We start from the raw sequence: 12,487 nt of genomic DNA, 5'->3' as shown, positions 1-12,487 counted from the left end.
CTGACTTGAAAATAGTGAGTGAGTATTATTTAATAGCTGAAATAAAAAGCCTCTTCGAAACGGGAGGCTTTGTAAATGTAATCCCTTACTCAGATAGTCCTGAACGGTTAATGAAGCTTAATGACGTCTATATTGACGTCTTTGGCGATAAAAAGAAGTTCTCTGTTGAGAAGGTAATCCATACGGGCAAAGTATGGTCTGTTAAGTTTAAGAATTTTAACAGCGCCCGCGAAGTTGAATTCCTCCTCGGCAAAAGAATCTTCGTGGACCAGGATAATCTGATCGGTCTTGAAGAAAATACCTATTTTATTCACGACCTGATCGGCAGCCGGGTCTTCCGTAATGGCGGGCTCATTGGTAATCTGGTTGACGTTCTCAGCCTTCCTGCCAATGATGTCTATGTCATTAAGGACTTATCTGAAGGGGAATTACTGATTCCTGCTGTTAGTGACTATGTCGAGAGTTTTGACCCCATTAACAAGATTCTGGTCTTAAGACCAGGCGGTGATATTTTCGAAGAAGAGGACGATGAGGATTGATATAATTTCTGCGGTTCCGGATCTGCTTACTAGTCCGCTTAATACAAGCATTATCAAAAGAGCGCAGGATTTTAAGAAAGTTGAAATTGTAGTTCATAACCTGCGCGACTATGCGCACGATAAACATAAGACAATTGACGATAAGCCTTTCGGTGGAGGAGCTGGCATGCTCCTTAAACCTGAACCGTTCTTTGAATGCATTGAATATTTGTTCAGCCAGAGGAAATACCAGCACGTAATTTATAGCTGTCCTAAGGGAAAAATATTTAATCAACAACTGGCCAATAAGTTCTCTATTGCTGAAAACTTAATGGTAATTGCTGGTCATTATAAGGGAATTGACGACAGGGTTAGAGAAGCTTTCGCTACAGACGAAATTTCAATAGGCAACTTTGTCCTCAGCGGCGGGGAACTGCCCGCTCTGGTCGTTGTCGATGCTATTGTTAGACTCATTCCCGGAGTCTTGGGCGATAGCGAATCAGCACTGGAAGATTCTTTCCAGGATGGGAATATTGTTGAGGCCCCTTACTTTACCCGTCCGGCTGATTACCGGGGCTTGAAAGTGCCTGAAGTACTCTTATCGGGGAACTTTAAGAAAATTAAGGACTGGAAAGCTGAACAGTCCACGATATTAACTGAAAAATGGAAAAAAATAAATAGTTCGGAGTAGGACATGGATAACTTAAAAGAATTTGTTGCGGATCAAATTAAAACCGACTTGCCGGAATTTAACCCTGGCGATCATATTCGCGTACACGTTAGAGTAATCGAAGGTGATAAAGAAAGAATTCAGCCTTTTGAAGGCGACGTTATCTCAATCAGAGGCGGCGGCGTCAGCAAAACCTTTACTGTTAGAAAGATCTCCTCAGGCGTTGGAGTAGAAAGAATTTTCCCGATGAATTCTCCTAAAATTGCCAAGATCGAAGTCCTTAAACAGGGCGACGTCAGAAGAGCAAAACTCTTCTACCTTAGAAATCTTTCGGGTAAGGCTGCAAGAATTAAAAATAAAGCTAAATAAGTTTTGGGAACTACAAGCCGCCTTTAACTAGAGCGGCTTTTTTTTTCTTTTGGACTATACAAAAATTGAAACTAATATTTCCAAAAAATATCTATACTTCAATGCTCCGCGAAGTGCTCCCGAGGGAACTGAAGGATAACCTCACCTTCCGCGAGGCTTCGGTCCTGAGCACTGAACTCGAGAATGGAAACGCAGATGTGGCGCTCTTGCCTGCGTGCGACCTGATAAAACATCCCCACTTCCTCGTCTCTTCCCGTGTGGCTATTTCTTTCGACGGGCTCCTCTCAAACGCATTTTACTATTTCGTGCCCGAACAGAACAGGTTTTCTGATATATTTATGCACGGGGATATTTCTACAAATGAAATTATCCTTTCGAAAATCCTCTTTAAGGAAAAATACTCTGCGGATGTACAGATCCACCTGGAAACGGGTAAAATTGATACCTCACAGAAGAATTACCTCATTGTGGGCGACGATAACCTGGATCATGGACGCTTCAATTCAGGTATTAGCCTTTCAGATGAGGTTTCTGAAATGCTCTTTATGCCTTATGTTAACTTTGTGGCGGCCGCTAAGGAAGCCTCATATCTCGAAGAACTGCACCACGCGCTTCATGATACAGACGTTCTTATTGAGGATAACCTGGATAAGCTCCTGAAAAACTTTGAAATTGACGAGCCCTCAAAAGAGGTGATAAAAAATAACTTCAACTCGGTTTATTTTGAAATGACAAATTCTGAGACCGATGCATTAAAAGAGCTTCTGCAGCTTCCATATTTTCATGGAATAACCGATGATATGGTTGAACTGAAGTTTGTGTAGAAAAAGACGGGTTTTATGAAAAAGGGGAAGCAAATGCTTCCCCTTTTTTTTACTTAAATAGTTACATGCGATATGCTTAAGACATTTTCATTTTCACGGAAACCCTTCAGCATTTCACTCGTTGCAGGCTTGTTTATCTTCATTGTACAGCAGGCGGCTATTCCGCCCTCAAAGATAACATTTTCAACTTCTTCAATGTTTATATGCCCTTCCCTTAGAATGGAAAATATTTCAGCCAGAACACCCGGGCGGTCGAAATGCTTTATTACAAGCTGATACTGTGCGTCTGTCTTCTTTGCGCGGTTTACCCAGTTTGCAATTACGCCGCTCTTGATGAAGTTCTTTATTATTTTTACTGTTTCTTCTGCTACAGCATTCTGCGCCTGTTCTGTAGAGGCCCCTATGTGATGAGTTACGTAAACATTCTCAAGCTCCTGAAGAGGTGAGCAGACTTCGCCCGATTTTCCTTCGGGCTCATCCTTAAAGACATCAAGACCTGCTTTAATTCCCTTTGTCTTAACAGCTTCAATTAAGGCTTCCTCATCCACTATCTCAGCACGCGAGGTATTGATAAAAATTGCGCCCGGCTTAACATAGCTGAACATCTTTTTATCGAAAAGGTTGCGGGTTTCATTTGTAAGCGGAAGGTGGATTGATATAACGTCTGCAATAGGAAGTATCTGATCCATTTCAGAAAAGTCCTTAATTGCAACGCCTTCAATGCGTGAAATATCCTTGCCGTATACGTTCATCCCTAAGGCCAGAGCCCTGTGGGCAACTTCTTTACCTATATTGCCGACGCCAATAAGCGCAAGGTTCTTACCCATAAGTCCCTCGGCTTTGGAATACTCGGCTTTATTCCATTTCCCCGCCTTGAAATCTATTACGTTACCTGGAATTCTTCTGTCCAGGGCAATCATAAAGCCCACCGCCAGCTCAGCAACAGCAACGGAGTTCTTTCCGGGGCAGTTTGCAACATAAACACCCTTCTGGTTAGAAGCGGCTATGTCAATGTTGTTTACTCCGGCACCTGCCCTTACAATAAGGTTCAGCTTGTCGCTTTTCTTTATAGTCTCGGCATTTACAATTGTCGAACGTACTACAAGAATGTCAATATCACTGATATTTGCAGGCAGATCATTTTCGCCAAGTTTTGGGGCGAATATAACCTCCAAACCCATATCTCTCATCTGCTGGAGATAGTGTTCGGGGAACTTGTCAGCTACTAAGACTTTCATAAGTTTCTCCTTTTGGGATCATTTATAAATAAATCGGCTAAAGCATTGGTATTTTTATACCAAGCTCTTTAGCATTATCAATGGCCTGTTTATAACCTGCATCAGCATGCCTTACAATACCCATTCCGGGGTCATAAGTCAATACCCTCTCCAGCCTCCTGGCAGCCTCTTCTGTCCCGTCGGCAACTACTACCATACCGGCATGGATTGAATTACCGATGCCTACGCCGCCGCCGTGGTGAACCGATACCCAGCTTGCTCCTCCAATTGAGTTAAGAAGTGCATTTAAGATCGGCCAGTCGGCAATAGCATCGCTTCCGTCTAACATTTTCTCGGTCTCACGGTTCGGAGAGGCAACCGAACCGCAGTCTAAGTGATCTCTTCCAATTACAATCGGGGCTTTAACCTTGCCATCTCTTACGAGTTCGTTAAATATTTTCCCCATCTTCGCTCTTTCGCCATACCCTAGCCAGCATATCCGGCTTGGCAGCCCCTGGAAATGAACCCTCTTCTGCGCCTTTTCAATCCAGTTAATAAGTGACTTATTCTCCGGGAAGGCATCCATAACCGCTCTGTCTGTAACAAAGATGTCTTCCGGATCTCCCGAGAGTGCAGCCCAGCGGAAAGGCCCCTTGCCGTCGCAGAAAAGGGGACGTATATATTCAGGTACAAAGCCCGGTATGTCAAATGCGTTCTCAAGACCGTTGTCTTTGGCTTCGCCTCTTATATTGTTGCCGTAATCAAACGTTATGGCGCCCCTTTTCTGGAATTCCAGCATGGCTTTTACGTGCTCTACAATGGTCTCTTTTGCCAGGCGTATGTACTTCTCAGGGTTAAGCTCTCTTAAGGAGAGCGCTTCCTGAAAAGTCATTCCCATGGGAACGTATCCGTTCAGAGTGTCGTGGGCTGAGGTCTGGTCCGTCAGAACCTCAGGAGTGATGTTTCGTCTTAAAATTTCAGGAAGTATCTCGCCCGCATTTCCAACAAGGCCAACTGAAAGGGGAGTCAGGCTTTCCTTTGCCTTAAGCACAAGGCTTAATGCTTCATCCAGGCTTTCAGTCATAACGTCCACGTAACCGGTATCAATTCTTTTCTGAATTCTTGCCCTGTCCACATCAATGCCTAAAAATGCTGCACCGTTCATGGTTGCAGCCAAAGGCTGGGCTCCGCCCATTCCTCCAAGACCCGCCGTCAGAAGGAATTTCCCTGCCAGCGTGCCTGAAAAATGCTTCCTGGCGCACTCGGCAAAAGTTTCGTATGTCCCCTGAAGAATGCCCTGTGTCCCTATGTAAATCCAGCTTCCTGCCGTCATCTGGCCGTACATTGTAAGCCCTAAGGCCTCAAGACGCCTGAATTCATCCCACGTTGCCCACTTGGGAACCAGCATGGAGTTGGATATAATAACTCTTGGGGCATCCTTGTGTGTTCTGAAAACCGCAACGGGTTTACCCGATTGTACAAGTAAAGTCTCGTCGCTTTCTAATTCCTGCAAAGTTTTAACAATGGCGTTGTAACAGTCCCAGTTGCGGGCAGCCTTTCCTTTGCCGCCATAGACAATGAGCTGATCGGGATTTTCCGCAACTTCAGGATCCAGGTTGTTCATCAGCATTCTCATTGCTGCTTCCTGAATCCATCCTTTACAGCTGAGGGTTGTGCCGTGCGGAGCTGTAATGCCGCTTTTAAGGTTCGTTTGCATGTTAGTCACTAAAATGTGTTGCTAGAATGTTTTGATATTGTGTATATAAGGACTTATATAACCATTTTTTCAAAAACCAGCTTTTATTCATCTTCTCCTTTAAGAATTTAACATTTTCCTTGAGCTGAAGTGTAAGACGCGTGAGCTCTTCTTTTGTCAGTTTTACGTTTTCACTAGGCTCGTTCAGCTTGTCAACAATTGAACTGAACGCCCTGACGTCCGGAAAGAAACGGTTGTCCGTTTCCATCTGCTTAATAGCCTGTTTACAGAAATTAATTAATAACCTTTTTTCATTTTTGTCAAATTCGTACGTGTAATTCTTAAATAGCTTTTTCATAATCCCTGTTGAAGTTTAATGATAATAAATTCTCTCTCATGGCCTGATAGCCTGGTTTAATAACATTATAAATGTAATGGAGGCGTTCCTTATACGGAATAAAAGCCGACTTCATCGCATTTATAGTAATTTTTTCAATGTCATCGAGCGTGATATGAAAATACTGGATGGCAGTCAGAAACTCTTTTGTCATCGTGGTATCACTCATCAGGCGGTCATCCGTGTTAATTGAAACGCGGAATTTTTCCTTGTAAAGGTACCCGAAAGGATGGTTCTCAATTTTATCTATTGCACCCGTATGCACGTTGCTTAAAAGACAAATCTCAAGCGGAATACGCTTATCGAGTATATACTGGGCAAGTTCACCAAGGCTTACAACATTGCCTTTCTTGTCGAGTACGATGTCTTCAGTCAGGCGCGTTGCGTGCCCAATGCGGTGAGCACCGCACCACTGCAGAGCCTGCCAGATGGATTCCTTTCCGAAGGCCTCCCCGGCATGAACGGTTATGTTGAAATTAGAGCGCTGAATAAACTGAAAGGCGTCCAGGTGTTTCTTCGGGGGGTAGCCTCCTTCTTCACCTGCCAGATCAAAACCCACAACGCCCTGATTCCTGAAATTAACGGCCAGTTCGGCTATCTCCAGGTTGTTTGTCATATTCCTCATGCCGCAAAGTATAAGCCCGTAACCGACTCCGAAATCCCTTTTGCCCTTGTCAAGCCCTTCTAAGACGGCTGCTACAACGTCGTCGTAATAAATCCCTTTTGATGTGTGAAAGACCGGTGCAAAACGCGTCTCTACGTAGCAGACGCCGTCACGTTTCATGTCTTCCATCATTTCATAGGCAACCCTTGTAAGTGCCTCCTTGTTATTCATAACGGCACATGTATGTTCAAAGCCCTGAAGGTACTCTACCAGGTTTCCCTTGTTTGCCCCGCGGTGGAACCACTCGGCTAACTCTTTTGGGTCTTTTGTCGGGAGTTTCTTATATCCAATGTCGTTTGCAAGCTCAATAACAGTCTGCGGCCTTAAGCCGCCGTCAAGATGGTCGTGAAGCAGTACTTTCGGTACCGTACGTATGATCTGTTCAAGTTCCAATTTTTACCTCAATTTTGACTCGTAAAATATCCTTTTTAAGCTCTAAAAGCAATATCAGCTCTTTAGCCCGAAGGAACTTTTTGCCCGATTTTTTGTATATTGATAGAAGTTACTAAAACATTCCATTATGGACAAGATTCGGGAAAAGGAAGAAATAATTCTTGATTTTAGAAGCTTAAAATGGTAATTTTTCCAAGTAAATTTCGATAAAATAACAAGTACTAACCGGGAGATTAAATGAAACGGATTTTTGTTTTCTCAATGACAGCAATCCTGCTGGTACTCAGTTTAAGTGCATTCCAGTGTTCTTCAACTGAAATGACCAGTGCTAAGCTCTATATCCAGCAGAAGAACTATCCGAAAGCGATGGAAGCTTTGCAAAAAGAACTGCAGAAAAATCCTAAAAATGATGAAGCATACTACTTCTTGGGCTATCTCTATAGCGAACAGGGCGACTATACAAAGATGATGGATGCTTTTAATAAATCATTGGCAATCAGCAACAAATTTGCAAAGAATATTGACGATACCAGAAAGTATAACTGGATGAACTCCTTTAACAAGGGTGTTGCATTCTTTAACAAGGCTACCAAAGCCCAGGCACAGGATAGCGTAAAGATGTATTACGACAAGGCTGTTCAGTCTTTCAACGACGGTATTGCAGTTGAGCCCGATTCAGCCGATACTTATAAGAACCTGGCTTTTGCCCTCCTTTCAGCAAACCGTACAGATGAAGCTGTTGCTCCTTTGGAAAAACTCAGAAGCGTTAAAAAATCAGCTGACTCTTACAAACTGCTCGGCCAGATCTACAATCAGCAGGGCTCTACTGAAATGAATAAATACAAGCAGTCAAAGACTCCTGAAGACAGCGTAAAAGCTATGCAGGCATTCGACAAGGCTGTTAACGTTCTGGAAGAAGGAAGAAAACTCTTCCCGGATGATCAGGACATTCTTCTTCACCTTTCAAATGCTTACATTTCAGCAAACAAGGCCTCTGTTGCAATGGAAACATTCAAAACAGGCGTTGAAAAGGATCCGCAGAACCAGTACTACAGATACAACTACGGTACCCTTCTTCTTCAGGCCGCTGACGTCGATTCAAAAGCAGCCAACTACGATAAAGCTCTTTCTGAATACCAGGAAGCAGCCGACCAGTTTACAAAAGCCATGGAACTTGATCCTAAGTACCACAATGCCATATTCAACCTTGGCGTTACTTATGTAAAGTGGGGAACAGCTCTTCGCGAGCAGTCTGATAAGCTGAACAAGGAAAATCCTGAATACAAGAACAAATACCAGCAGGCACTGCCTTATCTGCAGAAAGTAACTGAACTTAAGCCTGATGATCCTATTGCATGGGATACTTTGGCTAAGGTATATGCCGTTCTTGGTATGAGCAAAGAATCACAGGAAGCTTTTGCAAAGGCAGATCAGTTAAGGAAGTAATTTTACTTTAGTTTTACTAAGCCCTCATGTTGCCTGATAATATGGTAACATGCGGGCTTTTTTATTATATTGAATAAAATTTGGAGAAGAAATGAACTCAAACAATAACAATGACCAGCCTCAGTCTCAGCAGATCAATATTGAGCTGGGGGAAAAGGAAGCCGAGGGTATCTATTCAAACCTGGCAATCATAACTCATTCACCGGCTGAATTTGTAATTGATTTTACGCGTGTGGTCCCGGGTGTGCCAAAGGCTAAAGTTCATGCAAGGATCATAACAACTCCGCAGCATGCGAAAATGCTGATGCTTGCCTTAAAAGATAATATTGAAAAATTCGAATCCCGCTTTGGTGAAATTAAGCTCGAGGGTCAGCCCGACCCCCAGCAGTTCGGTTATACCAGGCGCGACGAGAAGATCAACTAACAGTTCAAGGTTCAAAGTTCGAGGTTTTTATGAATAGCCATGACCTTCAGGTCGTGGTGGTTTAATGGTCCCCAAATTCGCGGGACTTTAGTCCCGGATCTTCCAGGAAAATTGGAGGGTAATAAAAAAGCCGGATATCAGAAACAGCTCTGAAATCCGGCTTTATTTTTAATCTATCTTAATCTTAGAACTTCCACCTTGTATCTAATGCGAGCGTCACACGCTTAAGGCTGTTCGAGAAGCAGTAGTTAAGATCCCTGGTTGCAATTGCTGCATCAAAAATGCCGCCGTTAAAGCCAAGCCCGAACGTCCAGTTGAAGTTTTCCCTTCCGCCTGCTGAAATACCGGAGCGGATAAATGGAACACCGTTTGCAATCTTCCATTCAAAACCCAGGCCGAATCTGGGAGTCGTTGAATTTCCAGGCAGATCATTAAAGCCCTGGTGATATTCCAGTACCAGGAGCATGCTTCCCGGAAAATCTGAAATAAACGGCGCCTTATCCAGCTGGTAAGTTGCCCCGAGGCTTAATGCCAATGGAAGCGAAGTTGAAAAGCTGCTGAGGTACCTTCCTTCATAATTATCGCTGCTGTCGCCTATTTCATCCATCTTGTCTTTATTGGTCGGATCAGTTAAATCGATGTGGTTGGTATAGCTGTATTCGGCTGCATTTGTTTTCCACTTTACGCTTCCTGCATCTGTAAGGGCAAGCCCAAGAGTAAGAATATCATTAACCTTTGCCGTAAGTCCGAAATCCAGTCCAACGCCCGAACCTGCCGGAGTAGGGAAGGCAGAGAACTTTCCTTCCCTTTTAGTTGAAAGGGAATCGAAACTGTACGTAATGCCAAGGTTGGGTGAAGTAGCAATAAGTCCGCGTGCCTGTGCATCGGCTATAATACCGTTGTCATTTGTTTCAATCGATGCATTGAACTGGTCTGTTCCTGCATATGCATAACCCTGTATGTACTTTATTGTAACGCCAAATGTAACCTGCTCAAACATATTGCCGGGCAGCTTAAAGACATTGGTTAACAGGTCGTTAATCTGTCTTGAATATGAGAGCCCGTAGCTCCTGAGCCACCAGGCCGTAAGTTTTGCATCACTGAAATTAATAACCGAACCCTCGGGATTGCCTTGCATTGCAAAATTGGCCAGCCCTTCGGGAGCAGTAAAATCAACCGAAACCCTGTCGTTTACAGTAAGGGCAAAAGCCCCTGCCTTCTCCCCTGCATTGATGTATAAGTTGAAAAGAGGCATTGAGATGTCTGTAAAGACATTTCCGCCATCCTTAAACATATCGGCAAAGTGCTCTTTGTCTGCCGGGCTCAGTAGCCTTCCAACCTTCTTCGAGGGATCTGCAGGATCTGGAACTCCGCCGAAAAAGTAATTATAATCCTTAATCGACATAAAGTTGGTGCCGAGGCCGATATTTATTGACGGCAGGGGAAGAGGAATGGCAACCGTCTGAATTTCAACTCCGTTATTTCCCGTTAAGGCCAGGTTGGCCGGATTTTTACCAACAGCAAATATTCCTCTGGAACTTGCCGTATACGTATTCCCCATGGCTGTTGAGCGGGCATCTGAAGGGGCGTAGGAACCTCCTATCTGTGCCTCGGAATTTATGTATATCACGAGGAGAAAAGACATTAAGAAAAAATATTTCATGCAAACCCCAATTCTTTGTTTTCTGTTTTTATTTTAATGGCTGTTTTATTTCTCATTTATCCTGTAGACCAGTCTGGCCGAGGCTTTCACCCTTATGGAATCCGTAATCTTGAACTCCACCGGTAAGGCCGAGCCTGTGGTAGCGCCGCTTGTATTTATTGCAGCGTTTGAGATGATATACTTGCTGTTGACAAATTTATCTACGTCGCTTCCGGTTAGCTCAATGGTTTCCGTTCTTACTGACGGAGCGGTTACCTTGCCATTGGCGTCAATTGCTGCAGCCGGTACAAGTACGAAGTTTTCACCCGTCTGCCTGTTTGGCGGCAGATCCAGAAGTTTTATCTTCTGTGTCTCATCCAGGAAAGAACCCGTCCACTTTACGGCTGCCGGAATCCCGTTTGTAATCTGAAGAGTGAGTACAATGGACTGAATTTTAGTTATCTCTTTCTTCAGGTTGTCTTTAAGCTTAAGCTCGGTCGTATCCTTAAACTCGCCGTCGGCAACGCCTACGTTGAACGGGAAGGAAATCTCGGCATGACCCGTAATTGAGTCGCTCTGTGCCACTGAGTATACAACCTGTTCGGCATCGGGGTTTACCGTTGCTGTGCCGCTTATTGTAAGCTCAGTCGGAAGGCTCGGTGAGAAGCTCGAGAGGAATGCAGCAAGGTCTGCCGAAGGAACATTGACCACGCTGTCTATCTGCCCATCCAGGTTTGAAATGTAATCCGTGAATTTAAGAGTTGAAGAATATCCTTTTGCCTTAACCGTTCCGTCAACTTTAACCTTGAACTTTGAAGAAGGCTTGAGGTAAAGCTTCAGCTCAGGATCCTTGAATGATATTTTAGCATACTTTAATTTATCCTTCAGGTCTCCAAGGCTGAATGAAACAGTAGTCGGTTTTATCTCCAGCGTTGTGGGCTTTACTATACCTGTGATGCTCTTAAGTGAAAGCTGCGACATCTCTACGGTTTCCGAAACATTGTCTGTGCTCCTGACTGTTCTGTCGGTTGCTTCCTTAGTTGTAACTTGTACCTTATATGTTATCAGATTTGTAGGAGCGCCTCCCGACCTCAGTACAAAATTACTCAGATCCAGTGTGTAGGGTAGAGTTGACTTTCTCCCGACATTTAAGTTTAACTCATAGGGCTTCGTTGAGCTGAGATTCTGATAGAGGCTTAAGAGCGTTATCTTTGCACTTAAGTCAACATCTATATTGTTTACCAGATTAAGAACCATTGTCCCATGATCTATGACAACAGTCTGGAACTTTGTCTGGTTATCAAGCTCAAAGCTTTTCTGCATGTCAATAGTATTTACCTGTATGTTTCCCCTAACCTCATTTACAGCAAGGTTCTTAAAAGAAGCATCGATGTTGATTGAGTTCTGAGGAACAGTAACCTGGCTGCCTCCGCTTCCGGGCGTCGAAAGTGCACCATGGAAACCGAGTTTATTTGATACGCTCAGTCCTGTTGCTAAAGGCACAGTAACTGTAACTGATGAATTTTTAGGGATATTAATGTCCGATCCCATCTGCCCGATTTTCACCTTGTTGCCGTCGTTCTCCAGATAACAGTTTGAAAGCACAAGGTCAATGCTCATTACGTTTGTCAGCTTAAGATCCAGTGAGCCCGAACTGAGTACAACGTAGCTGAACTCATCAATCTGCGGGAAAACAACGCTTACAGGAACATTGCTGACCTGTGGAATCGGGAAGGCCTGCCCTGAGGGAAGGTTTGTCCAGCTGCTGGAAATTGAAGCCGACTTTGGTGCCGGATCCTGAATCTTCACTTCTCCGATTGTCTTTATTTCGTTTGAATTGACATCCTGGTCTATCTTCAGGCTGTTGCCGACGGTAACTTTTTCAATTTTCTTGTCGTCGGCATAGTAAAGCAGGTTGGCCTTGGCTGTGCCTGCAGGATAAGACTTGATCATATCTGATTTTTTAATTGCATCCGCTAGCGTGTAAGTCGTATCCATTACCGGCATATTAAGATTTACATCCCACTGCGGGGCTTCAAATCCGTCCGGCGTATCCATACAACCCGTTAAATAAATCGCGGGGAAAAGCAGAGAGAAAATAAAAGTTCTGTAAAGAATTTGCTTCATGAACGTACTCCGATCATTCATTAAAAGTTTGGGATAGTATAGCTGTGAATTACAAAAAGGTTATAAAGAGCTTCAGAATTTATAAAGTTTGTTCTACAAA

The 12,487-nt window shown here is 43.8% G+C and carries 12 protein-coding genes; 6 read left to right on the top strand and 6 right to left on the bottom strand.

The window, feature by feature from the left end; genetic code table 11:
• The first annotated feature begins 5 nt into the window (after positions 1-5).
• The 4 genes from rimM (at position 6) to HF312_03515 (ending at position 2,381) form a co-directional block, all read left to right on the top strand.
• On the top strand, positions 6-539 hold the full coding sequence (gene rimM, locus HF312_03530; GenBank protein ID MCU7519259.1) for a 16S rRNA processing protein RimM: 534 nt from the start codon (positions 6-8) through the stop codon (positions 537-539).
• Positions 529-1,209, top strand: a complete 681-nt coding sequence (gene trmD, locus HF312_03525) for a tRNA (guanosine(37)-N1)-methyltransferase TrmD (protein MCU7519258.1) — start codon at positions 529-531, stop codon at positions 1,207-1,209. The genes rimM and trmD overlap by 11 nt, the downstream gene beginning before the upstream one ends.
• Before the next feature lie 3 nt (positions 1,210-1,212).
• The gene (gene rplS / locus HF312_03520) at positions 1,213-1,557 is read left to right on the top strand and encodes a 50S ribosomal protein L19 (GenBank protein ID MCU7519257.1); all 345 of its coding nucleotides are present in this window, start codon (positions 1,213-1,215) and stop codon (positions 1,555-1,557) included.
• A gap of 65 nt (positions 1,558-1,622) precedes the next feature.
• Positions 1,623-2,381, top strand: a complete 759-nt coding sequence (locus HF312_03515; protein ID MCU7519256.1) for a hypothetical protein — start codon at positions 1,623-1,625, stop codon at positions 2,379-2,381.
• Positions 2,382-2,434: 53 nt separating this feature from the next.
• Here the strand turns inward: HF312_03515 and HF312_03510 are convergent, their stop codons facing one another.
• The 4 genes from HF312_03510 to HF312_03495 are packed head-to-tail and all read right to left on the bottom strand — an operon-like array spanning position 2,435 to position 6,748.
• Complete coding sequence (locus tag HF312_03510) at positions 2,435-3,619, bottom strand: phosphoglycerate dehydrogenase (protein MCU7519255.1); 1,185 nt, start codon at positions 3,617-3,619, stop codon at positions 2,435-2,437.
• A gap of 37 nt (positions 3,620-3,656) precedes the next feature.
• Positions 3,657-5,315: a urocanate hydratase gene (gene hutU / locus HF312_03505; protein ID MCU7519254.1), complete on the bottom strand. Its 1,659-nt coding sequence runs from the start codon at positions 5,313-5,315 to the stop codon at positions 3,657-3,659.
• A gap of 1 nt (position 5,316) precedes the next feature.
• On the bottom strand, positions 5,317-5,652 hold the full coding sequence (locus HF312_03500; protein MCU7519253.1) for a hypothetical protein: 336 nt from the start codon (positions 5,650-5,652) through the stop codon (positions 5,317-5,319).
• Positions 5,636-6,748 carry an adenosine deaminase gene (locus tag HF312_03495; protein MCU7519252.1) on the bottom strand — a complete coding sequence of 371 codons (1,113 nt, stop codon included), beginning with the start codon at positions 6,746-6,748 and terminating at the stop codon, positions 5,636-5,638. Before HF312_03495 ends, HF312_03500 begins: the two co-directional genes overlap by 17 nt.
• A 237-nt stretch (positions 6,749-6,985) precedes the next feature.
• Here HF312_03495 and HF312_03490 point away from each other — a divergent pair, with 237 nt between their 5' ends.
• Together HF312_03490 and HF312_03485 are read left to right on the top strand one after the other, a co-directional pair.
• Positions 6,986-8,194 (top strand): tetratricopeptide repeat protein, encoded by a 1,209-nt coding sequence (locus tag HF312_03490; protein ID MCU7519251.1) that lies wholly within the window; start codon positions 6,986-6,988, stop codon positions 8,192-8,194.
• A gap of 91 nt (positions 8,195-8,285) precedes the next feature.
• Positions 8,286-8,618 (top strand): DUF3467 domain-containing protein, encoded by a 333-nt coding sequence (locus HF312_03485; GenBank protein MCU7519250.1) that lies wholly within the window; start codon positions 8,286-8,288, stop codon positions 8,616-8,618.
• Positions 8,619-8,802: 184 nt separating this feature from the next.
• Here HF312_03485 and HF312_03480 read toward each other — a convergent pair whose 3' ends face one another.
• Together HF312_03480 and HF312_03475 are read right to left on the bottom strand one after the other, a co-directional pair.
• Complete coding sequence (locus HF312_03480) at positions 8,803-10,281, bottom strand: hypothetical protein (protein MCU7519249.1); 1,479 nt, start codon at positions 10,279-10,281, stop codon at positions 8,803-8,805.
• A 45-nt stretch (positions 10,282-10,326) separates the two neighbouring features.
• Positions 10,327-12,318, bottom strand: coding sequence for a hypothetical protein (locus HF312_03475; GenBank protein MCU7519248.1), 1,992 nt, complete (start codon positions 12,316-12,318; stop codon positions 10,327-10,329).
• Between the last annotated feature and the right edge of the window lie 169 nt (positions 12,319-12,487).

The sequence above is a fragment of the Ignavibacteria bacterium genome (genome assembly GCA_025612375.1).
GTDB lineage: Bacteria > Bacteroidota > Ignavibacteria > Ignavibacteriales > SURF-24 > JAAXKN01.
Note: the sequence above shows the minus strand (reverse complement) of the source record. Positions and strands in the feature narration are given on the sequence as shown.

What these genes read in the sequence shown, in the direction of transcription:
- trmD (MCU7519258.1), top strand. Translation starts at nt 529, where the DNA reads ATGAGGATTGATATAATTTCTGCGGTTCCGGATCTGCTTACTAGTCCG.
- rplS (MCU7519257.1), top strand. Translation starts at nt 1,213, where the DNA reads ATGGATAACTTAAAAGAATTTGTTGCGGATCAAATTAAAACCGACTTG.
- HF312_03510 (MCU7519255.1), bottom strand. Translation starts at nt 3,619, where the DNA reads ATGAAAGTCTTAGTAGCTGACAAGTTCCCCGAACACTATCTCCAGCAG.
- hutU (MCU7519254.1), bottom strand. Translation starts at nt 5,315, where the DNA reads ATGCAAACGAACCTTAAAAGCGGCATTACAGCTCCGCACGGCACAACC.
- HF312_03500 (MCU7519253.1), bottom strand. Translation starts at nt 5,652, where the DNA reads ATGAAAAAGCTATTTAAGAATTACACGTACGAATTTGACAAAAATGAA.
- HF312_03490 (MCU7519251.1), top strand. Translation starts at nt 6,986, where the DNA reads ATGAAACGGATTTTTGTTTTCTCAATGACAGCAATCCTGCTGGTACTC.
- HF312_03485 (MCU7519250.1), top strand. Translation starts at nt 8,286, where the DNA reads ATGAACTCAAACAATAACAATGACCAGCCTCAGTCTCAGCAGATCAAT.
- HF312_03480 (MCU7519249.1), bottom strand. Translation starts at nt 10,281, where the DNA reads ATGAAATATTTTTTCTTAATGTCTTTTCTCCTCGTGATATACATAAAT.
- HF312_03475 (MCU7519248.1), bottom strand. Translation starts at nt 12,318, where the DNA reads ATGGATACGCCGGACGGATTTGAAGCCCCGCAGTGGGATGTAAATCTT.